We start from the raw sequence: 20,596 nt of genomic DNA, 5'->3' as shown, positions 1-20,596 counted from the left end.
AAATAGCGAGTGAGGAACCAGGCTCGAATGCTAGCCTAAAGACCAGTGCTAGTTCCCCATCTTTTTTGGAGAGGGGCTAGGGGTGAGGTGCCCCTCAAACGACTATTCCTTTATAAAAACTTCCCAACTACCCCCAACCATCCTCTCAACATGGCAACGTCTGAATTTTTTAAAGGCATCGACAAAATCAAGTTCGAAGGCCGCGACTCCGATAATTACTTGGCTTTCAAGTGGTACGACGAGAACCGCGTGGTGGCCGGCAAAACCATGAAGGACCACCTGCGCTTTGCCACGGCTTACTGGCACACCTTCGTGGGCACCGGCGGCGACCCCTTCGGCCCCGGCACCAAGAACTTCGCCTGGGACAGCAAGGGTGACATCGTGGGCCGCGCCAAGGACAAGGCCGATGCCGCGTTTGAGTTTTTCACCAAGCTCGGCACGCCCTACTACTGCTTCCACGACATTGACCTGGTTGATGAGGGCGCGTCGCTGGCTGAGTACGAGCGCAACCTGGCCACGGTGGTGGACTACGTGCAGCAGCACCAGCAGGCAAGCGGCGTGAAGCTGCTGTGGGGCACGGCCAACGTGTTCTCCAACCCGCGCTATATGAACGGGGCCAGCACCAACCCCGACTTCCAAGTGGTGGCTCACGCCGGCACGCAGGTCAAGAACGCCATCGACGCGACCATCGCGCTGGGCGGGGAGAACTACGTATTCTGGGGTGGCCGCGAGGGCTACATGACCCTCTTGAACACGGACATGAAGCGCGAGCAGGCCCACATGGCGCGCTTCCTGACCATGGCCCGCGACTACGCGCGGCAGCAGGGCTTTACGGGCAAGTTCTTCATCGAGCCCAAGCCAGCTGAGCCTACTAAGCACCAGTACGATTTCGACGCCGCCACCGTCATCGGTTTCCTCAAGGAGCACGGGCTGGAGCACGACTTCCAGCTGAACCTGGAGGTGAACCACGCCACGCTGGCGGGCCACACCTTCCAGCACGAGCTGCAAGTGGCCGTTGATGCGGGCATGCTGGGCAGCATGGACGCCAACCGCGGCGACTACCAGAATGGCTGGGACACCGACCAGTTTCCCAACAACCTCAACGAGCTGACAGAAAGCATGTTGATTATCCTGGAGGCGGGGGGCATCACGCAGGGCGGCATCAACTTCGACGCCAAAACGCGCCGCAACTCGACCGACCTGGAGGATATTTTCGTGGCCCACATCGCGGGCATGGACACCTTCGCCCGCGCGCTGGTGACGGCCGATACTATTCTCACCAAGTCGGCCTACAAGAAGTTCCGCCAAGAGCGCTACGCCTCGTTTGACCAGGGCCCCGGTGCGGAGTTTGCCAAGGGTGGCCTTACGCTGGAAGACCTGCGTACCATCGCGCACGAATCGGGTGAGCCCACGCTGCGCAGCGGCAAGCAGGAGTGGCTGGAAAGCATTATCAATCAGTACATCTAGTCGGGTAGCGTGGACTCTGCGAGTCCGCGCGTGGAAACGTTGAACAACGACTCCACGCGCGGACTCACAGAGTCCACGCTACTACCCAGTAGAAAAATTCGTGAGCGAAGGCAGCGCGGGCGTCCCGCGTTGCGTTCCTTTACGGCGTCATTCTTTCGCCTAAAAAAATATGAGTAACTCCCAAATTTCGATTGACGAGCTAAGCGTCAACACCATCCGCCTGCTGTCGGTAGACATGGTGCAGCAGGCCAATTCGGGCCACCCCGGCCTGCCGCTGGGTGCCGCCCCCATGGCCTACGTGCTGTGGTCGCGCTTTCTGCGCTTCAATCCTCAAGACCCCAAGTGGCCGAACCGCGACCGCTTCATCTTGTCGGCCGGCCACGGTTCGGCGCTGTTGTACAGCCTGTTGCACCTCTATGGTTACGACCTGAGTCTGGACGATTTGAAGCAGTTCCGCCAGTTAGATTCCAAGACGCCGGGCCACCCCGAGTCGCACATCACACCCGGTATTGAGGTAACGACTGGTCCGCTGGGCCAGGGCTTTGCCAACGGCCTGGGCATGGCCATGAGCGAGGCGCACCTCGGCGCCATCTACAATAAAGAGGGCCACGCGCCGGTGCAGGACCACTACACCTACGTGCTGGTGAGCGACGGCGACCTGATGGAAGGCATCGCCTCGGAGGCCGCCTCGCTGGCCGGCCACTTGCAGCTCAGCAAGATGATTTATCTCTACGACGATAACAACATCTCGCTCGACGGCCCCACCAACCTCACCTACACCGAGAACCCGATGAAGCGCTTCGATGCCTACTACTGGCACACGCAGCACGTAACGGACGGCAACGACCTCGACGCCATTGAGAACGCCATCAAGGTGGCGCAGTCGGTGACGGACCGCCCCTCGATTATCGCCGTGAAGACCATCATCGGCTTCGGCTCGCCGCTGGCCGGCACCAACAAGTCGCACGGCTCACCGCTGGGCGCCGATAACGTCAAGATTACCAAGAAGTTCTACGGCTTTGACCCCGAGCAGTCGTTCCAGGTGCCTGCTGAAGTGTATGAGCACCTCAAGCAGCCCGGCCAGAAGGGCGCGGAGCTGCAAAAGCAGTGGGACGCGGACTTCGCTAAGTACGCCGAAGCCTTTAAGGACGAGGCCGCTATGTTCAAGCTCTCCTTCGAAGGCAAGCTGCCCGAAGGCTGGGACAAGGACCTGCCCGTGTACACGCCCGCCGATGGTGAGTTGGCCACCCGCCAGGCCTCGGGCAAAGCCCTGGACGCTATCAAGAAGTCGGTGCCGTTTATGTTCGGCGGCTCGGCCGACTTGGCCTCGTCGAATGAAATGGACAAGGCGGGCAGCGACAGCTTCCAGCCCGCGCACCCGGCCAACCGCAACGTGTGGTGGGGCGTGCGCGAGCACGCCATGGGCGCGGCCATGAACGGCATCGCCCACCACGGCGGCCTGCGTACCTACGGCGGTACCTTCCTCACGTTCAGCGACTACATGCGCGCGGCCATCCGCCTCACGGCCCTGGCCGAGAGCACGGCCACGTTCGTGTTCACCCACGACAGCATTGGCTTGGGCGAAGACGGCCCGACTCACCAGCCGGTCGAGCAGGTGCTGGCTCTGCGCACCATCCCGAATATCGTGGTGCTGCGCCCCGCCGACGCCAACGAAAGCACCGAGGCCTGGCGTATCGCCATGACCACGCCCAAGTCGCCAGTCGTGCTCATCTTCTCGCGCCAGAAACTGCCGATTCTCGACCAGACCAAGCTGGGCTCGGCCCGCGAAGGTGTGGCCAAGGGCGCTTACATTTTGAGTGAAGCCAATGGCGGCCAGCCCAACATCATTCTCATCGCCACCGGCTCGGAAGTGGCCCTGGCCATGGAGGCCCAAAAAGTGCTGGAGCAGGACGGTACGCCCACCCGCGTGGTGAGCATGCCGAGCTGGGAACTGTTTGAGCACCAAGATAAAGCATACCGCGAAAAGGTATTGCCGCCCACCGTGCGCAAGCGCCTGGCCATCGAGGCCGGCTCGCCCATCGGCTGGCACAAGTACACGACCGACGAGGGCGGCGTTATCGCCATGAACCGCTTCGGCGCGTCGGCCCCGGCCGAGCTGCTGTTCGAGAAGTTCGGCTTCACGGTGGAAAATGTGGTGAAGCGTGCCCAAGGCGTGCTCGCTGGCCACCCCGAAGACGAAGGCCACGAAGAAGAGAAGAAGCAGCTGGTAGCCAAGGGTAGCTAAGCACCTTGGCTTGCTGAAAAACAGAAGTGAAGAATCAAAAACAAGCAACTGGTTTTGGCTCTTCACTTTTGCTTTTTGGGCTGGGCTGATGAAGACAAATGCTGAAGTTGATACAATGTTGTGCGGTGTACAACGGCTGGCCTTGCGCTGCCCATTAACACAATCGTTAATCTAAATTTCCAACCCTTAGCCTGTTCATCTGGCAGTTTGCTAAATTTTTGCCAACTACCTGTTTTTTAATAACTTATCTAACATAATCTTTTCTTTCCCCACCCATGATTCCCAACTCTCTCTTTCGCCACCAGGTGCTGGCGTTCGCGCTGGCCAGCGCCGGGGCCGCCCCCGCGCTGGCCCAAACCACGGTGCCCATGACGGTGCAGGCTGGCAACCCCAACCTGGTTATCAGCAAGGATATTCAGGGGCAGTTTGCTGAGCACCTGGGGCGCTGCATCTACGGTGGCTTTTGGGCCGAGCCGGGGCTGAGCGTACCGCAGCAGGGCCGTATTCGACTGGACATTGTGGCGGCGCTCAAGAAGATTCACGTGCCCAACCTGCGCTGGCCTGGCGGCTGCTTTGCCGATACCTACCACTGGCACGATGGGGTAGGGCCCACCGCCCAGCGCCCCAAGATGCTGAATCTGTGGTGGGGCAATACGCTGGAAGACAATAGCTTCGGTACGCACGAGTTTTTGGAGCTGTGTCAGCTGCTGGGTACCACGCCCTACCTGGCCGCCAACGTGGGCAGTGGCACGGTGCAGGAGATGTCAAACTGGATGGAGTACCTCAACTCCAATGAGGACACGCCCATGGTGCTGGAGCGCCGCAAAAACGGCCACCCCGAGCCCTACAAGGTATCGTGGTGGGGCATTGGCAACGAAAGCTGGGGCTGCGGCGGCAACATGACGGCCGAGTACTACACCGACGTGTACAAGCGCTACGCCACCTTCGCCCACGACTACCCCGGCACCAAGCTCAAGAAAATAGTGAGCGGAGCCAACGGCGACGATGTGCACTGGACCGAAACGTGCATGAAAAATATCCCGCTCAACCAGATGTGGGGCCTCACGCTGCACCAGTACACACTGCCCACCGGCAGCTGGAGCGGCAGCAAGGGCAAGGCCACCGGCTTTGGCGAGGATATGTACTTCAGCACCCTGCGCAACTGCCTGAAAATGGACGCGATAGTGGCCAAGCACAGCGCCATCATGGACAAGTATGACAAGGATAAAAAGGTGGCCCTGCTGGTGGACGAGTGGGGCGTGTGGACCGACGTGGAGCCCGGCACCAACCCCGGCTTCCTGTACCAGCAAAACACGCTGCGCGACGCACTGGTAGCCGGCACCACGCTCAACATCTTCAACAACCACTGCGACCGGGTGAAGGGTGCTAACCTGGCCCAGGCCGTGAACGTGCTGCAAGCCTTGGTGCTCACGGACAAAGAGAAAATGCTGCTCACGCCCACCTACTACGTGTTCGACCTCTACCAGGTGCACCAGGATGCCGAGTTTCTGCCCCTGCAATTCACCAGCCCCGAGTATGCGTTTGGCGGCGAAAAAATCCCGGCCCTAAACGCCTCGGCCTCCAAAGACAAGAACGGCGCGGTGCATATTTCGCTGGTCAACCTCGACCCCAAAAATGCCTTGAACCTCGAAACCGCCCTGCCCGGTGTGAGCTTCAAAACCGTGACCGGCCGCGTGCTGACCTCGGCCAGCGTGAGCGACTACAACACGTTTGACAAGCCCAACACCATCAAGCTGGCGGCCTTCACCGGGGCCAAAAAGCGCGGCGACAAGCTCGCCGTAACCCTGCCGGCCAAGTCGGTGGTCGTGCTGGAATTGAAGTAGCAGCGGCGGGCGGCCGGCGCGGCCCAGCCCCTGGCCTGGCGCACCAGTAGCGGGGTGCTGCTACGTCGCTGGCCGCCCAAGCCGCCCGTCGTGGCATCTTTGCGGTTCCCTAGTTTCCCTTCGTTATGTTTGAAAACCTTACTGCCCGCCCGGTAGCGGGTCTGCGCTGGCCGGCTGTGGTGACGGTGGCCCTGGCGCTGGCCGGCTGCGCCCGCATCCTGCCCACTGCCAGCAACCACGATTACCTGGTGTACGTCGGTACCAATATCGGTGACCCTCAGGCCAATACGGTGTACATGTACCACCTGAGCCCGGCCACCGGCGAGCTGCTGCCGCTGGGGGCCATGAAGGGCGGGGCCAGCCCCACCTACCTCACTATGGATGCCGGTCACCGCCGCCTCTACGCCGTAAGCGAAACCCAGACCTACCTCGGCGCGCCGGGCGGCGGCGTAAGCGCGCTGGCCATCGACCCGCACACTGGCACGCTGGCCATGCTCAACCAGCAGCCCTCGCGGGGAGCCTCGCCGTGCTACATTAGCCTCGACCACACGGGCAAGAATGCGCTGGTAGCCAACTACTCAAGTGGCAACGTGACTGTGCTGCCCGTGCGCCCCGATGGCCAGTTGGGCGCGCCTACTGCCACCGAGCAGCACCAGCCGCCCCTCGGCCCCCACAAAAACCAGGAGAATCCGCACGCCCACAGCTTCCTGCCCGCGCCCGATAACCGCTACGTTTTCTCGGCCGACCTCGGCACTGATAAAGTATATGGCTACCAGCTCGATGCGAGTACCGGCAAGCTGAGCGCGCTGCCCGCGCCCGCCTTCACGGCCAAGCCGGGGGCGGGCCCGCGCCACCTCACCTTTCACCCCAACGGCCGCTGGGCCTATCTCGAAAACGAGTTGAACTCGACCGTAACGGCGCTGACCTACGATGCCAAAGCCGGCACGTTTCAGGAAATCGAGACGCGCTCGACGCTGCCCGCCGGCTACGCGGGCGACAACTCGGGGGCCGACGTGCACGTGAGCCCCGACGGCCAGACGCTCTACACCTCCAACCGGGGTGATAACAGCCTGGCCGTGTTTCACATAGCCCCCGCCACCGGCGGCCTTACGCTGGTGCAGCACGTGAGCACCCAGGGCAAAACGCCCCGCAACTTCACCCTCGACCCCAGCGGCCGCGTGCTGCTGGTAGCTAATCAGAATTCAGATAATATCTTCACCTATTCGGTTGATAAGCAAACGGGTAAGCTCACGCCCACCGGCAAGTCGGTCACGCTGCCTTCGCCCATGTTTGTGCAGGTAGTATCCGATTTTACCAAGTAGCTCTTTGGCCTCCGTGTCCTGCTCTATGTCAAGATTTGCTTTTTTGCTCGCTTTTGGGCTGGGCATTGCCGCGCTACCCGCGTGTGCACAAGTAGTGAGCGTCCCGCCAGCTACCCCTGACCCGGCCGTAGCCGTGGCGTTGGCCGCAGCCGGGCCACAGTTTGAAACCCTAACTCCACGGCAGGCCGACAACGTGGCGGCGCTGGGACAGGTCTGGGGGCTGCTCAAATACTTTCACCCCGCCGTGGCCGCCGGGCAGCGCGATTGGGATGCCGAGTTTTTGCGCCAGCTGCCAGGCGTATTATTCTGTAAATCAGCTGACGAGCGCAGTCAGCTGCTCAGCGCCTGGGTTACTAGCCTGGGCGCGGTGCCGGCCTGCGCCACCTGCGCCGCGCCGCCCACCAAGCCCGTGCGCCTGGAGCCCGACCTGCGCTGGGCCCAGGATAAGCATCGCTTCAGCGCGCTGCTGCGCCAGCAGCTGGCTTTTATTGCGGCTAACCGCTACCAGGGCGCGCCTTACTATGTGAGCCTAGCCGAGGCGGGCAACCCAACTTTTCCGCAGGAGGCGGCCTACGCCGACCAGGCCTGCCCGGCGCCCGGCCTGCGCCTACTGGCCCTATGCCGCCACTGGAATATTGTACAGTATTACTACCCTTACCGCTACGCCATCGGCCAGGAGTGGGCTACCGTGTTGGCCGACTTGCTACCGCAGTTTGCGGCGGCTACTACCCCGCTCGCCTACCGCCACACGGCCCTACTACTAGCTACGCGCTTGCACGATGGCCACGCGACGCTGCGCGACCCGCTGCTCGAAGCCGAACAGGGCAATTATCTGGTGGCCGCAGCCGTGCAGTTTATTGCTAATAAGGCCACTATAATTCGGGTGCGGCGCGATGGCCAAGTGCCCCAGCCGCCGCTAGAGCCCGGCGATATTATCACGCACGTGGCGGGGCGGCCGGTGACCGATGTGGTGCGGCAGCAACTACCCGAAACGCCGGGTTCCAACCAAGCTGCGCAACTGCGCACCATCGCGTCTACCTTACTATTTGCCACCGCTCCGCAACTCGACCTGCAGGTGCTGCGTGCCGGCCAGGCGTTGCGCATCACAGCACCCTGCTTTAAAATTGGTACTGCGCCGCCCGTGCGGCCGGCCCTCGCCGATAGCATGTACCGGTTTATAGCACCCGAAGTGGGCTACATTGATATGGCCCGCATTACGAAGGCGAAGCTACCGGTATTAATGCAGGCGTTCGCCCGTGCCAAAGGCATTGTAATAGATTCGCGCAATTACCCTGGCGAGTTTGTGACCCGTTTGCTGCCCGGGTATTTTCTGGCACGGCCGGTTCCTTTCGCCACCTATTCGGTGTGCGATACGTTGCAACCCGGGCGCTTTGTGCAACTGCCGGCCGATACGCTCCAGCCGGCCGGCCCCGCGCCCTATACCGGTCAGGTAGTGGTGCTGGTCAATGAAACCACGCTAAGCCAGGCGGAATATAACGGCATGGCTATGCAAGCTACTCCGCATTGCACCCTGCTGGGTAGCCCTACGGCAGGCGCTGATGGCAACGTGAGCCGGATAGTATTGCCAGGCGGCCTGAAAACGGCCATGTCCGGCATTGGTATCTACTACCCCAACGGCCGCGAAACCCAGCGGGTGGGCCTCGCCATCGACGTGCCCGTGCGCCCCACGGTGGTGGGCTTGCGCGCTGGGCGTGATGAATTGCTGGACCGGGCCATCGAACTCATTACCACCGGGCCAGCTCCCAAGCCGCGCGGCTAAATGTTCTAGCGCACTAGTAAGCCCAACCTCATCAGCCAAAAGAGGTTTCGCAAGGTGGTGGACAACTCGTCTGCTCACCTTGCGAAACCTCTTTTAACCTTGCGAAACCTTGCGCTTATTCGGCCACTGGCAGCAGGGCCAGCAGCTCATTCTCCGAGATAATCGGCACCTTGAAACCCACTGCCTTTTCGCGCTTAGCGGGCCCCATGTTGTCGCCGGCCACCAGGTAGCTCAGCTTTTTGGAGATGGAGCCCGTGATTTTGCCGCCGTTGGAGGTGATGAGGGTTTGGAGCTGCTCGCGGCTGTAGTTTTCAAACACGCCCGAGAGCACGAAGGTGAGGCCGGCCAGGCGGTCGCTCACGGCCTGGGGCGGCTCGCCGCTGGCTTCGAGGGCCACACCGGCGGCGGCCAGGCGGCGCACTTCTTCCTGGTTTTCAGGCTGCTGGCTCCACAGGGCTACCGAGTCGGCGGTGATGCCGCCCACGTCGGGCACGGCGGCCAGCTCGGCGGCGGGGGCGGCCATGATGGCGGCCAGCGTGCGGTAGTGCTGGGCCAGGCGCTGCGCGCCGCCCTCGCCCACGTAGCGAATGCCCAGCCCGAAAAGTACCCGCTCGAAGGCCACGGTTTTGCTTTTTTCAATGCCGGCCAGCAGGTTGTCAATCGACTTGGTGCCGAGGCGCTCCAGGCCATCCAACTCAGAGCGGCGCTGGGCCAGGTCGTAGAGGTCGGCGGGCGTCGTCACCAGCTTCAGGTCGAAAAAGCGACCCACGGTTTCGGCCCCTAAGCCGTCAATATTCAGCGCTTTGCGCGATACGTAGTGCTCTAGTCGGGCCTTGAGCTGGGGCGGGCAGCCGCGCTCGTTGGGGCAGCGGAAGTGGGCTTCGCCCTCTGGGCGTACCAGCGGCGTGCCACAGGCCGGGCACTCGGTAGGGAAGCGCACGGGCACGGCTTCGGCGGGCCGCGCGGCCAAGTCCACGCCCGTTATTTTGGGAATGATTTCGCCGCCTTTCTCTACGAACACCATATCGCCGAGGCGCAGGTCGAGCATCGCTATCTGGTTGGCGTTGTGCACGCTGGCGCGCTTCACGGTGGTGCCGGCCAGCGGCACTGGGTCAAGCAAGGCCACGGGCGTGACAGCCCCGGTGCGGCCCACGTTGTAGATGATTTCGCGCAGGCGGGTGCGGGCCGCCGCGGTGGGGTACTTGTAGGCAATGGCCCAGCGCGGGCTCTTGGCGGTGAGGCCCAGCTGGTCCTGTTGGCGCAGGTTATCTACCTTAATTACAATGCCATCGGTGTTCACGGGCAGCGTAAAGCGCTTCTGCTCCCACTCGTGGATGTAGGCCAGCACCTCCTCCAAATTAGCGCAGCGCCGCCAGGTGGGCGACACCGGCAGGCCCCAGGCCGTGGCGGCCTCTAGGCTCTCGCTGTGGCTGGCAAAGTGGCGGCCCGGCGTGAGCACCGAGTAGGCATAAAACCGCAGCCGCCGCGCCGCCACGGCCGCCGAATCCTGCAGCTTGAGCGCGCCGCTGGCCGCGTTGCGGGGGTTGGCCAGCAGGGCCTCGCCGTTTTGCTCGCGCTCCTGGTTGAGGTCGTTGAACACCTGGTTGGGCATGAACACCTCGCCGCGCACTTCCACTTCGGCCGGGGCATCGGGGCCGTGTAGGTGCAGCGGCAGCGTGCGAATGGTGCGCACGTTGGCCGTTACCACGTCGCCGCGGGTGCCGTCGCCGCGCGTCACGCCCTGGTGCAGGTTGCCGTTGGCGTAGGCCAGGCTCATGGCCACGCCGTCAAACTTTTGCTCGCACACGTAGCCGTAGGGCGCGCCTTCGAGGCCCTTTTGCACGCGCTCGTCAAACTCGCGCAGGTCGTCTTCCGAGTACGTGTTGCCCAGGCTCAGCATAGGGTAGCGGTGGGTGGCCTGTGCAAACTGCTTGGTGACGGTGCCGCCCACCCGCTGGGTGGGCGAGTTGGGCAGGGCTAGGTCAGGGTTAGCTTTTTCGAGCGCGTTCAACTCGGCTAATAGCAGGTCAAACTCCTGGTCGGGCACCTCCGAAATGTCGTGCTGGTAGTACTGGGTGTTGAGGTGGTGCAGGCGCTGGGCGAGTTCCTGAATGCGGGCTTGTGGGTTCATGTAAAATAAGAAATAATGCTGATTTTCAGGCGCTTGTCATTGCGAGCGCAACGAAGTGGAGCGCGGCAATCGCATCAGAACGATACCCGGACGAGTCGTTCTGGGGCGATTGCCGCGCTCCACTTCGTTGCGCTCGCAATGACAAATGCGGGGGATAAATCTAGAAAACCTTATGCGGCGCTCGCCGCGCGCAGGCCGGGGGCGAAGTACGTGGTACCGCCCTTCTGGGCATCGGCCTTGCCTTGCTCCTCGGTGCGGGCGGGGGGCGCGTTGTCGTCGGCGCCGGGCTGGCCCTGGGCTTCCTTGGCTTCGGTGGGGATAATGGGCTCGGCCGCCGACTGCGGCTTGAAGCGGGCAATGAGCAGAACGACGAGAGTAGCGACGGCGAACCAGGCGAAGAATTTCATGGGTAAGTAAGAAAGCGGGCCAAACCAGATGACGGGGCAAAAATACACTCCTCCTGCCAACGGCAACCCTGGCCCGGCGGTTGCGTTTGGGTTTTTGGGGCGCGGGCGCGTTGTTTTGCGCCCGGTTTCCTCGTTTCTTCTTTCCCAAAACACCCCATGCCTGACCAATCCACCGCTTCTTGGGCCGAAACGGCCGCCTCGCTGCTCACCAAGCTTTCGGGCGGCGTCGAGCTCAACCTGAATTTTGACCAGGTCGAATTGCAAGTGCCCAACCAGGCCAATCCCGCCGGCGTGCCCGCTACTTGGAAGCTCAATGGTGCGCTGCGCATCCGCACCAAGGGCGAGGTCCCGGCCACCAGTGCGCCCCTCATTTCGCCCGCGCCCGACCCCAACGCGCCGCGTGGCTAGCGCCTTGGAGGTAGAAGCCCGGCTAGAGCTTACCTGGCCGGGCGGGCACGAAATTCAACTGGCGGCTTCGGGGTCCTATCTTATCCTCAACGTGCCCAGCCAGCAGGTGCTCGACCTGCTCACCAGCGGCCCGCCCCAGCCGCCGGGCACCCCCAAGCCGCCCAAAAAACCCGGCCCCGACCCCTTGCAGCAGCTCCACGACTTGGCCAAGCGCCTGGGCCTGGTGCTCGACCTGCGCGTGGCCGGCAAAACGTACGTCACCTTCGGCCTGCCCGACCGCAGTGGGCCCAAGATTACGCTCAGCGCGGTGCTGGGCAAGATTGGCTCTTTTTTTAAGTAGAAGTGCGCCCGCCGGCCGAACAAAAAACTCCCCGCTTTTCTTAAAGAGGGGAGTTTTTTTGCTTTATCTTCCCTTCGTGCAAGCCCCCCGCGACGACCGCAATACCCCCCTTGGCACTGGCCGCCGCCCGGCCGGGGGCTCTACTTTCAGCCGCATCGAACGCGTGCCGCCGCTGCTCATGCTGCTCTACCTGGCGCTGCTGGGCATCACCATGCTGTTTGTGACGCTGGTGGCCATGTACGTGGCCTCGCGGGCGCAGAGCGATGTGGCCAGTGGCCTGCACCCGTTTCCGCGCTACTTCTCGCTTAGCACGGTGGTGCTGCTGGTGTCGTCCTACACGCTGGCGCAGGCGCCGCGCCTCTACCGGGCCGACGACCTGGGCAGCCTGGCGCGCTGCCTGGGAGCCACGCTGGTGCTGGGCTGCGTATTCAGCGGCTTGCAGGTGCTGGGCTGGCGCGAACTGGTGCAGCAGGGCGTGCTATTCACCGGCGAGCGCAGCGGCACGTTCGTCTACGTTATTTCGGGGCTGCACGTGGCCCACGTGGCGGCCGGGCTGATTTTCTTGCTGGTGCAGCTGGTGCGCACCCACCACGCCAACCGCGACGGCGTGCGCGCGCTCGTCTTCATCCGCAACCCCTATCACCTGCGCCAGCTGCGCGCCCTGCTCACCTACTGGCACTTCATTGATGCGTTGTGGGTGGCGTTGTTTGGGATGTTTTTATTTCTCTATTAATCAGTAGCTTATATAAATAGGTCTTACAAAAGCCGTTTGTCATTGCGAGCGCAACGCAGTGGAGCGCGGCAATCTTTCCTTCACGCTCGGGTTAGTAATTCTAACGTAGAGGTCGACCAGGAAAGATTGCCGCGCTCCACTGCGTTGCGCTCGCAATGACAAACGGCTTTTGCGTAATCAGATTTACTGAATAATCTCGACCCAGTCTTTGAAGCGGCGACCGGTGGTGTAAGTGCGTAGTACTACGTGCCGGCGATGTTTTCGCCGTTTCAGGTGAAATTGCGGCCACCCCTGCCAAAACCAAGGGTAGGGAGGCCAGTTGCTGAAGCAAAATAGTCTGTTCTGGATTCAGTGAATATAGGGAAAGCCGATAGCCCTGCGTTACCGCTACCGGGATAAAAATGCGAAAAAACACGAGGCGTTTAATAGAAAGTTTCAATTTTATATTTTTTATTCTCAAGCGTAAAACATTAAGGCCTAGATGGTAATTTGATAAGGGTAACTCACCTTAACCTCTCCCACCATGCAGACCGTACTACTCGACGTCATGAAAATTCCGGTTGATGACCCGGTTGCATTTACCTTTTTTACGGGCTACATGGCCATGGCCGCCGCCTCGGTGTTTTTTCTGTTTGAGCGCAGCACCGTGGCCGATAAGTGGAAAACCTCGCTCCTTATTTCGGGAATGATTACCGGTATTGCCGCCGTGCATTACTACTACATGCGCGACTACTACATCAGCACCCACGAAACCCCGGTGGCCCTGCGCTACATCGACTGGACGCTGACCGTGCCGCTGATGGTGGTCGAGTTTTACCTGCTGGTGCGCTCGGCCGGGGCCAAAATCGGGTTGCTTTGGAAGCTAGTCGTGGCGGCCGTGTTTATGCTCGTTACCGGCTACATTGGCGAAGCCTTCACCGATGGCTCAATGGCCCATTCGGCCATATGGGGCACGATATCGACGCTGGGCTACCTCTACATCCTATATTCGGCCTGGCTGGGTGAAATTGCGCAGCTGGCGGCCAAATCTGACTCGCCTGCCGTGAGGCAAGGGGTGCGCACCCTGGCTTGGTTTATCCTCGTGGGCTGGGCCATTTACCCCATCGGCTACATGGCCATGCCCGGCGGCCTGCTCGGCGAAGGCGGCCTGAACCTGCTCAACGCGCACAGCCTCGACCTGATTTACAACGTTGGCGATGCCATCAACAAAATCGGCTTCGGACTCGTGGTGTATAACCTGGCCCGCAAAGAGTCGGCCGTGCAGGCCTACCCGCAGCAAGGCGTGGGGTCCGGAAGCAAAGAAAAAGTGTTGGCTTAATCTGCCGGCGCTCCCAGGCGGCCCCGTTCGACAGGCCGTTGCACCGCTTTGCTGCCGTGCAGCGGCCTGTTGTGGTTTTCACTCGTTTTGCCATGTTCGTTCCCGACTCTGCTTTGACCTCCAGCTGGCCCCAGCGGCGCTACTCCTACGCGGCCGTGCTGGTTCTGGCCGGCCTGGGCGCGGCGTTTCCGGCGGTGGCCTGGGCGCTGCTGGGGCCGCCGCTGGCCGTGGGCATGGTGCTGCTGGGCGTGGCCCACGGGGCCTGCGACCAGCTGGTGCTACCCGCCGGCCGGCCCCGCAGCGCCTGGGCCAGGGGCTGGCGGTACTGGCTGGTGTTTTTGGTCGGTTACCTGGGGCTGGCGGGCCTTGTGGGGGCCTTGTGGTGGGCCTGGCCGGCGGGTACCGTGGGCTTGTTCTTTCTGCTCACCGTGTGGCACTGGGGCTCGGCCGATACGCCGGGCGGAGCCCGCGCCTCGGGAAGCTTGTGGTTGGTGCACAGCTTGTTGCGGGGCCTGCTACTGTTTGCGGTGCCCGCCTGGGGCTGGCCCGTTGCTACGGCGGCCGTGGTAAACGGGCTACTGGCTTTTGCTGGGGCTGCCCCCGTGGCGGCGGGGCTGTTTGCAGGGGCGGCGGCGGGCCTGGGCCTGGTAGTAGTAGTGGGCCACCTGGTGCTGTGGGCCGGTTACGCCCGCCGGCACTGCTGGGCCTTGCTGCACACGGAGGCCGCCGAAGTGCTGGTGCTGACGGGCTTGCTGCTGGCGCTGCCGCCGCAGTTGTCGGTGGGGGTATACTTTGTGTTTTGGCACAGCTTGCAGCACGTGCTGCGCTTGGTGGGCTGGCTGGGCTACGCGCCGGGCGCGGGCCGGGGAGCCGGCCAGGCGCTGTGGCCGCAGCTGGCGTTTTTTTTGCGCCGGGCCGCCCCGCTGCTGCTGCTAAGCTGCGCGGCGCTGCTGCTGCTGGGCCGGCTGCTGGCTCCCCACCTGCCCAATGGGGCCGCCTGGTTTAGCCTGGCGCTGGTGGTGGCCTCCATCGTCACGCTGCCCCACGCCCTGCTCGTGACACTGGTGATGGATGCGCCCCGGTGGCGGGCCGGGCACTGGGTAAGCAAATTGCCAAGTCCGGTACCCGGCCCGCAAAAGCAAAAAGCCTGACTGCGCTGCCGGTTGGTGCTTGCTCAAAACGCAAAAGCCCTGTCGGCCACTTGGCCGGCAGGGCTTTTGCGTAGCCACCCGTCAGAAAGTGACTTCGCGCTACTGCGCATTAATCCAAAAAAGGCCCTGGTGCGGGCTGTGCCCAACTGGCCTGGATAGTGCCGCATACTAGCATCGTTCACAAAGCGCGTATTATTCAGTAAATTTATGATAATCAGTAATTTACTGAATAACCTCGACCCAACCCTTAAAGCGGCGGCCGGTGGTGTAAGTGAGTAGGTAATAATACGTTCCGGCTACGTTCTCGCCGTTCCAGGTGAAGTTGCGGTCGCCCGACTCGTACACCAGGCGGCCCCAGCGCGAGAAGATTTTGATGCCCGCGAAGCGCGTATCGCAAAAATCTGGGGGTAAGCTATTTAGCGTAAAGGTGCGGTTGGCCTGGTTGGCCCCGGTGGGCAGGATAAGGTTGGGCGGGATGAACGCTGCCGTATCGGGGTTAATCACTTCGAAGCGTACGGTGCGGGTCTGGGGCACGGGCTTGCAGGTGGTTTCCTGTAGCTGAAACGTGACGGTGAGCGTCTGCGGCTTGCCGTTGACCACGCTGGCCGCGTCGCAGCCCGGCAGCCAGGTAAACACGCCGCTGGCCTGCCCCGCTGGGCTGGTGGTAGTTACGAAGCGCATGCCCGCGGCCGCCAGGTCGAAGCCCTGCCCGGCGGCGCTTAAAGCCAGCACGTCGAGGTCGGTATCGCGGCCGGTGAGCGTGGCCGAGTAGGGCTGGCCTAGTGGCAGACGAATGAGTACCGGCCCGGCCCCCGCGGCCGGGGGCAGCGTGCTGGTGAGGGCCGGCGGCGCGTTGTCATAGTCTACAATCACCGGTACGCTCAGCGTGGCCGAGGGCTGCGTGGTGCCGCACGCCGAGGTGCTGGTGGCCGTAAACAGCAGCTGCCGCGTCTGGCCCGTAGGGTCGGTAACGGCCCGGCAGTCAACGGGCCACGTGAAGCGGGCGCGGCGCACCGGCCCCACCTGCGCCTGCGGCGTGAGCGTAGCGCCGAGGCTGCCGGGCGCAAAGCCCGCGCTGCCGCTGAGGGTAAACAGGATGGGGTCGCCGTCGGTATCGGTGGCGACCAGGTCGAAGGCCAGCGTTTGGCCGGGGCGCACGTGCAGCGGCAGGGTAGGGCCGGCGGTGCTCACCAGGGTGGGCGGGGCATTGGGCGGCGGCGTACCAATAAAGGCCACGTGAATAGTATCGTGCTTGGGCAGCGAGCAGCCGTTGTCGGCCACCAACACGTCGATGTAGGCCACCTTGCCGCGGGTGTCGGTGCAGTCCGAAAAGCAGAGCGAGGCCACCAGCGTATCGGGCTGGCCGGCCGTGTGCACCGTGCCGCTGGTGGCGGTGGTGAAGGTGGGCAACGGCCCCGCGTAGCCCACCGGCCGCAGGCTTAGCGAGAGTTGCGAGTTGGGGTCGGGGTCGGTGAAGCGCAGGCGCACGCACTGCGGCCGGCCGGGCGCAATGCGCAGCGTATCGCGGCCCGGCCGGTAGAGCGTGTTGCGGGTAGGGTTGGGCAGCAGCGTGAGGCTGGGGGCCGTATTTTTGGCGCAGTCGGTGACAAGCAGTTGAAAGTCGCGGCGCGTTTCGCCGATTTTTTCCCCGTTGCGAAATTCCTGGCAACGCACCCCAAACACGAACAGCCCCTTGGCCGTGGGCCGCACCGCCAGCCGCCCCGTGCGGCGGCCGATGCTTAGGGCCGGCGCACCCGGAATCTGGCTGGCCGTGCTGCGGCCGGTTGTCCAGGTAATTTCTGCGTAGGGCGCGCCGTAAAAGATGGGCGGAGCCGAGTTGCTGGGGTTGGAGTTGAGGGCATTAGTGTGGCCGTTGAAGGGCGTTACCATGTCGTACACTAGCGAGTCATTATCAGCATCCTTACCGGCGAAATCGTAGAAAAAGTCTTCGCCCAGGCAGGCATAGTCAGCTAGCGGCGGAAACACGCGCGGCGTCGAGTCGCGGAAGGGCCGGCCTTGCCGCAGCACGGCCGGAAATTCCAGGTAGAAGGCCTGCGCCGCTTCATCGGGGGCCACGATGTTGCCGATGGTGCGGTTGCGGCAGCAGCGCTCTACCGAGGCATAGTAGCCCTGCACGCTGTTGTAAACCCCGGGTAGCAGCTCCACCGTATTGCGATACACAAGGGCCTTGGTGCTAAGGTCACCAATGGCGCAGGCCGGGCTGGTGTAGCTGACAAAGGTGTTGTTGACCAGCGGTAACGGCACCGAGGTGATAAACCGGTTGGTTGCTTTGTCAAAGATGGCCGCCGTCAGGGAAGCATCCAGGGCCCCGGGGCTGCCATTTTTGGCGTCAAAATACAAGTTCAGCGTGAGCTGGTACGTGTTGCCGCTGACGTATTGCAGGTCCATTTCGCCGCCCACAATGTGCGTGGCCCGCGCCGCTGGCGCGTTAAGCAGCACCAGTAGCACCAGCAGCAGCCCCCGCCCCGCGTGGCTCAAGCAGCTGTTTTTAAGTAAATAATTGAATGACAAGTAGTTGTATAATTTTGTCATGCTAAAATAACGGGAAATCGAAAGGCAGTGCGAGCTACTAAGTGGCCCCTGGTAGCCCGCCAGTCAGTTCCCGAAGATAAGCGCTGGCGCAGAGTTAGTCGCGCCGAGTTACCTTCGGAGTAACTCCTTCAGCCAATGCCCGTTGGCTGCCAGATGGCGAAGCTGTTCAGAAAGTAGCCAACCGAGCGCAAAACGCGAAAGACTCCCACAAAAGTGGGAAATTTGAGGGGCGAACCAGCCCCTTTTCCTCCCTTATGGAAGCCCTGCGTAAAGAAGTGCCTACCCGTTGGCTACGTAGCCTTTACCGCACTGCTACCGCGTAAAATTGGCCCGTCTCCCACTTCCCACTTCCTAAATAGCTTTTAGCTCTGCGGCCGACTTGCGAATGCCCAGTAGGGGCCAGCTGATAAGCAGCCTACTTGCCCCACGCAGGCCAGTATCGCCGAAGCCACCAGCTATACAACTCCAGAAAGCGTTTGGTCAAGGGCCGCCCGCCACGCCACTACCGAGGCTACATGCGTGGGGCAGCACGCTAGGTAGGTCAGCCGTATGATTGGAAAAGCAGGGCACCCGGTCGGCCGGTAGCTAATGCCGTGGGTGGCGCAACTGACATCAACCGGTTTCCTCACCACCCAGGTAGCTTGCGTTGCCCGCTGAATATCGTGCGAAATCAACCAGGTACTGGGCGGGTAGTTGCTTACCGAGCGGCTTTTTGCGCCTGCTCTATTTCTGCCGGGGTAGAGCAAAACCAGCGTGAGGTGCTGTCGCCCCGCTGCACCGTTATCACCGTCGAATTAGCTTGCTTGGTGACATAGTCGCCTACTTCCAGTTGCTGGCCCAGGTTTAAGTCAATCTTGTCCCCTGCGCTAAGGTGCTGTTGAGCAGAAGTCAGGGGCTGGTCAAACGCATTGAAGCTATACTTATGCTCGGTATCGTTGTCAAGATAATGGGTATGGTACTGGCGTTCAATCTCCACCCCCGTGATGCGCCCCTGTATAGCATCAGCGTATTTTATTGCTTTGAAAGGTCCTAGAAAAGTAGCTACCCCACCCCCCACTAGGTAAGGCACTACTGTATAGAAAAGCAGCATAATGCCAACTACGAATAAAATTGCCTTTAACCGGTCAGACATCAGATGTACGTGCTTTAAATGAGTGGCTTCCCTACTTATCGTGGTCTTGGTTTATGCCAGGAAAATTCTCCCAGTGCCAGCCTGTGAGGGGCCGTTGTGGCAGGCCGGTTTCCTGGGCTGCCGGAATGAAGTCGCCCCCATTTCCGTACAATAGGCCATAGTTGGTTTCTGCCTGACCAAGACCCAGACTTTTTAGTTTATGCCAGCCTCTATTCTTCAGGATGTTCGCGATGTCAGGCTTTATTCTCCAACGCGTTTCCTTGACGCCAGTTTTGCTGGTGAGGCCCGTCATTTTCATTCCTTTAGCCGATACCCCTACCCCGATACTAATGCCACGCCACATTTTAACCTTACTTAGGTCACTGTAAAACGGCACCGACTGATAGTAAGAGCCGACCAGACTAAAAGCGCCATAAACCGGTATGGATACGCCGGCGCTGTAAAATTTACCAGTCCAGTTATACCCGTTGGCCACCCATGCGCTATCGGCCGGGTATGCCACACCGTCTTTGGTGTGAAAGCTAGCCCAGGCTAATACCAGCTGCACGGCTCCGGACAGGTTAATCGGCCCCGCTACCGACGAGAGAGAATCGATGATGGAGCCCCGGCTAAGATTTTTGCTGTGGCCGTAATAAATATGCACTTCCGGTTTACTGGCTTGTGCATCGCCCCGCGTGTGCCAGATAAGATTGATGCCGCCCAACCCGGATAGCCCAGCGCTGAAAAGAGGGGTGTGTAAGTCGAGCCCGCCCGCCAAGCCAATGTCGAGGCCAATGGCATCGGGTAAGTAGCCAATCAGGTCAACCGTATGATTGGAAAGCTTCGGCACCCGGTCGGCCGGCAGGTAGTCGTAGAGGCTAATGCGCCGGGCTAACCGGCCATAGCCAAAATCCAAGCTTATAAACGTGCCGTCCTTGCCGTAGATGGCGAGGGTGGCAGGGTCGGCTAGTGGGCGCACCGGGCGCAGCTGCATAGCGGCGGGCTTTGTTAGCCGCTGGTGGTCATTGAGCGTTGGGGCATGCGGCACGCTGCTTACGAGTAGGCGCTGGCGGTCGGTAGGAGCCAGAAAGCTGCGAAGAGGCCTCAGCATAGGAATATGAAATGGATAAGGACCATACGTTGTGCCGCCGAAACCAGGCGAAAACCGTGGCAAATTTGTCCTGAGAACCCTCCCGGGTGCCCTCGCTGCTCGTCAAGGTCCGGGGCAAGCTTGTTGCTTTTGGTTTAGTACTGCTTATCCGGTGCGGTTAGCAGATGCACTTGAGGTGGTCGGGTTCAAACGGATACTGAGCTAAGGTAGAATAAAGAGGTAGTGCCATACAATTTTGAGGAGGGGGACGGCGCCGGCGTTGGGTATGATGGTAGTGGTCCGGGTACTCGGCTAATTCTAGCCGGGTTTCTTCCAGGTCAGCAAAGCAAGCTCCGCGGGGCAGCAGCTCCGTTTTGAGCGTGCTTCAACAAGGCGTTGTCGTAGGGGTTGCCGGGCCGGTTCAGGCTGGCAACCGGGTTTTCGTTGCGAATGGGGCGGAAAATTACGTCAAGCCTCAGCTGACGGCTGGCGGCCATCCGTAGGGACGCTCAGGATGGCCCCCGGCACCTCGGCCGGGGCAGCGGCTAAACGGTGACTCCCCGGGGGGATAGGTGCGGCAGCTGCCAACGGGTACGTATATCTTTGCGCAGGGCTTCTACAAGGGAGGGAAAGTAGCTGGGTCGCCCCTCAGTTTTTCCGCTTTTGCAGGAGTTTTGCGCTCGGTTGACTACTTTC

General features: G+C 61.6%; 15 protein-coding genes. 10 read left to right on the top strand and 5 right to left on the bottom strand.

What is annotated here, in order from left to right; all coding sequences use genetic code 11:
- The first annotated feature begins 150 nt into the window (after window positions 1-150).
- The 5 genes from xylA (at window position 151) to ACYVGC_RS18295 (ending at window position 8,658) form a co-directional block, all read left to right on the top strand.
- Window positions 151-1,467 carry a xylose isomerase gene (xylA, locus tag ACYVGC_RS18315; protein ID WP_460585298.1) on the top strand — a complete coding sequence of 439 codons (1,317 nt, stop codon included), beginning with the start codon at window positions 151-153 and terminating at the stop codon, window positions 1,465-1,467.
- Window positions 1,468-1,636: 169 nt separating this feature from the next.
- Window positions 1,637-3,712 carry a transketolase family protein gene (gene tkt / locus ACYVGC_RS18310; RefSeq protein WP_460585297.1) on the top strand — a complete coding sequence of 692 codons (2,076 nt, stop codon included), beginning with the start codon at window positions 1,637-1,639 and terminating at the stop codon, window positions 3,710-3,712.
- A gap of 275 nt (window positions 3,713-3,987) precedes the next feature.
- Window positions 3,988-5,556 (top strand): alpha-N-arabinofuranosidase, encoded by a 1,569-nt coding sequence (locus ACYVGC_RS18305; protein ID WP_460585296.1) that lies wholly within the window; start codon window positions 3,988-3,990, stop codon window positions 5,554-5,556.
- A gap of 125 nt (window positions 5,557-5,681) precedes the next feature.
- Window positions 5,682-6,878, top strand: coding sequence for a lactonase family protein (locus tag ACYVGC_RS18300; protein ID WP_460585295.1), 1,197 nt, complete (start codon window positions 5,682-5,684; stop codon window positions 6,876-6,878).
- 25 nt (window positions 6,879-6,903) lie between these two features.
- A complete protein-coding gene (locus ACYVGC_RS18295) occupies window positions 6,904-8,658 on the top strand; it encodes a S41 family peptidase (RefSeq protein ID WP_460585294.1) in 1,755 nt (584 codons plus the stop codon).
- 115 nt (window positions 8,659-8,773) lie between these two features.
- On the opposite strand, the gene ligA is transcribed toward ACYVGC_RS18295, so the two are convergent.
- On the bottom strand, window positions 8,774-10,789 hold the full coding sequence (gene ligA / locus ACYVGC_RS18290; RefSeq protein ID WP_460585293.1) for an NAD-dependent DNA ligase LigA: 2,016 nt from the start codon (window positions 10,787-10,789) through the stop codon (window positions 8,774-8,776).
- Window positions 10,790-10,959: 170 nt separating this feature from the next.
- The gene (locus ACYVGC_RS18285) at window positions 10,960-11,196 is read right to left on the bottom strand and encodes a hypothetical protein (RefSeq protein WP_460585292.1); all 237 of its coding nucleotides are present in this window, start codon (window positions 11,194-11,196) and stop codon (window positions 10,960-10,962) included.
- A 156-nt stretch (window positions 11,197-11,352) separates the two neighbouring features.
- Here ACYVGC_RS18285 and ACYVGC_RS18280 point away from each other — a divergent pair, with 156 nt between their 5' ends.
- The 5 genes from ACYVGC_RS18280 to ACYVGC_RS18260 all read left to right on the top strand — a co-directional run bounded on the left by ACYVGC_RS18280 (window position 11,353) and on the right by ACYVGC_RS18260 (window position 15,146).
- Window positions 11,353-11,604: a hypothetical protein gene (locus ACYVGC_RS18280; RefSeq protein WP_460585291.1), complete on the top strand. Its 252-nt coding sequence runs from the start codon at window positions 11,353-11,355 to the stop codon at window positions 11,602-11,604.
- Window positions 11,597-11,944 carry a hypothetical protein gene (locus ACYVGC_RS18275; RefSeq protein ID WP_460585290.1) on the top strand — a complete coding sequence of 116 codons (348 nt, stop codon included), beginning with the start codon at window positions 11,597-11,599 and terminating at the stop codon, window positions 11,942-11,944. The genes ACYVGC_RS18280 and ACYVGC_RS18275 overlap by 8 nt, the downstream gene beginning before the upstream one ends.
- A gap of 58 nt (window positions 11,945-12,002) precedes the next feature.
- On the top strand, window positions 12,003-12,677 hold the full coding sequence (locus tag ACYVGC_RS18270; protein WP_460585289.1) for a cytochrome c oxidase subunit 3: 675 nt from the start codon (window positions 12,003-12,005) through the stop codon (window positions 12,675-12,677).
- A gap of 523 nt (window positions 12,678-13,200) precedes the next feature.
- Entirely contained in the window at window positions 13,201-13,995 is a 795-nt protein-coding gene (locus ACYVGC_RS18265; protein WP_460585288.1) for a bacteriorhodopsin-like, read from the top strand.
- 92 nt (window positions 13,996-14,087) lie between these two features.
- On the top strand, window positions 14,088-15,146 hold the full coding sequence (locus ACYVGC_RS18260; protein ID WP_460585287.1) for a Brp/Blh family beta-carotene 15,15'-dioxygenase: 1,059 nt from the start codon (window positions 14,088-14,090) through the stop codon (window positions 15,144-15,146).
- 222 nt (window positions 15,147-15,368) lie between these two features.
- On the opposite strand, the gene ACYVGC_RS18255 is transcribed toward ACYVGC_RS18260, so the two are convergent.
- The 3 genes from ACYVGC_RS18255 to ACYVGC_RS18245 form a co-directional block, all read right to left on the bottom strand.
- Window positions 15,369-17,699, bottom strand: coding sequence for a T9SS type B sorting domain-containing protein (locus ACYVGC_RS18255; RefSeq protein WP_460585286.1), 2,331 nt, complete (start codon window positions 17,697-17,699; stop codon window positions 15,369-15,371).
- Between the two features lie 697 nt (window positions 17,700-18,396).
- A complete protein-coding gene (locus tag ACYVGC_RS18250; RefSeq protein WP_460585285.1) occupies window positions 18,397-18,831 on the bottom strand; it encodes a hypothetical protein in 435 nt (144 codons plus the stop codon).
- Window positions 18,832-18,862: 31 nt separating this feature from the next.
- A complete protein-coding gene (locus ACYVGC_RS18245; RefSeq protein WP_460585284.1) occupies window positions 18,863-19,804 on the bottom strand; it encodes a hypothetical protein in 942 nt (313 codons plus the stop codon).
- Between the last annotated feature and the right edge of the window lie 792 nt (window positions 19,805-20,596).

It is taken from the genome of Hymenobacter arcticus (genome assembly GCF_054779975.1).
The sequence above is the reverse complement of the archived record's forward strand: the minus strand, read 5'-3'. Positions and strand labels throughout refer to the sequence as shown.

Excerpts from the sequence above, each read along its gene's own strand:
- xylA (WP_460585298.1), top strand. The coding sequence starts at position 151 with ATGGCAACGTCTGAATTTTTTAAAGGCATCGACAAAATCAAGTTCGAA.
- tkt (WP_460585297.1), top strand. The coding sequence starts at position 1,637 with ATGAGTAACTCCCAAATTTCGATTGACGAGCTAAGCGTCAACACCATC.
- ACYVGC_RS18305 (WP_460585296.1), top strand. The coding sequence starts at position 3,988 with ATGATTCCCAACTCTCTCTTTCGCCACCAGGTGCTGGCGTTCGCGCTG.
- ACYVGC_RS18300 (WP_460585295.1), top strand. The coding sequence starts at position 5,682 with ATGTTTGAAAACCTTACTGCCCGCCCGGTAGCGGGTCTGCGCTGGCCG.
- ACYVGC_RS18295 (WP_460585294.1), top strand. The coding sequence starts at position 6,904 with ATGTCAAGATTTGCTTTTTTGCTCGCTTTTGGGCTGGGCATTGCCGCG.
- ligA (WP_460585293.1), bottom strand. The coding sequence starts at position 10,789 with ATGAACCCACAAGCCCGCATTCAGGAACTCGCCCAGCGCCTGCACCAC.
- ACYVGC_RS18285 (WP_460585292.1), bottom strand. The coding sequence starts at position 11,196 with ATGAAATTCTTCGCCTGGTTCGCCGTCGCTACTCTCGTCGTTCTGCTC.
- ACYVGC_RS18280 (WP_460585291.1), top strand. The coding sequence starts at position 11,353 with ATGCCTGACCAATCCACCGCTTCTTGGGCCGAAACGGCCGCCTCGCTG.
- ACYVGC_RS18265 (WP_460585288.1), top strand. The coding sequence starts at position 13,201 with ATGCAGACCGTACTACTCGACGTCATGAAAATTCCGGTTGATGACCCG.
- ACYVGC_RS18260 (WP_460585287.1), top strand. The coding sequence starts at position 14,088 with ATGTTCGTTCCCGACTCTGCTTTGACCTCCAGCTGGCCCCAGCGGCGC.
- ACYVGC_RS18255 (WP_460585286.1), bottom strand. The coding sequence starts at position 17,699 with ATGACAAAATTATACAACTACTTGTCATTCAATTATTTACTTAAAAAC.
- ACYVGC_RS18250 (WP_460585285.1), bottom strand. The coding sequence starts at position 18,831 with ATGTCTGACCGGTTAAAGGCAATTTTATTCGTAGTTGGCATTATGCTG.
- ACYVGC_RS18245 (WP_460585284.1), bottom strand. The coding sequence starts at position 19,804 with ATGCAGCTGCGCCCGGTGCGCCCACTAGCCGACCCTGCCACCCTCGCC.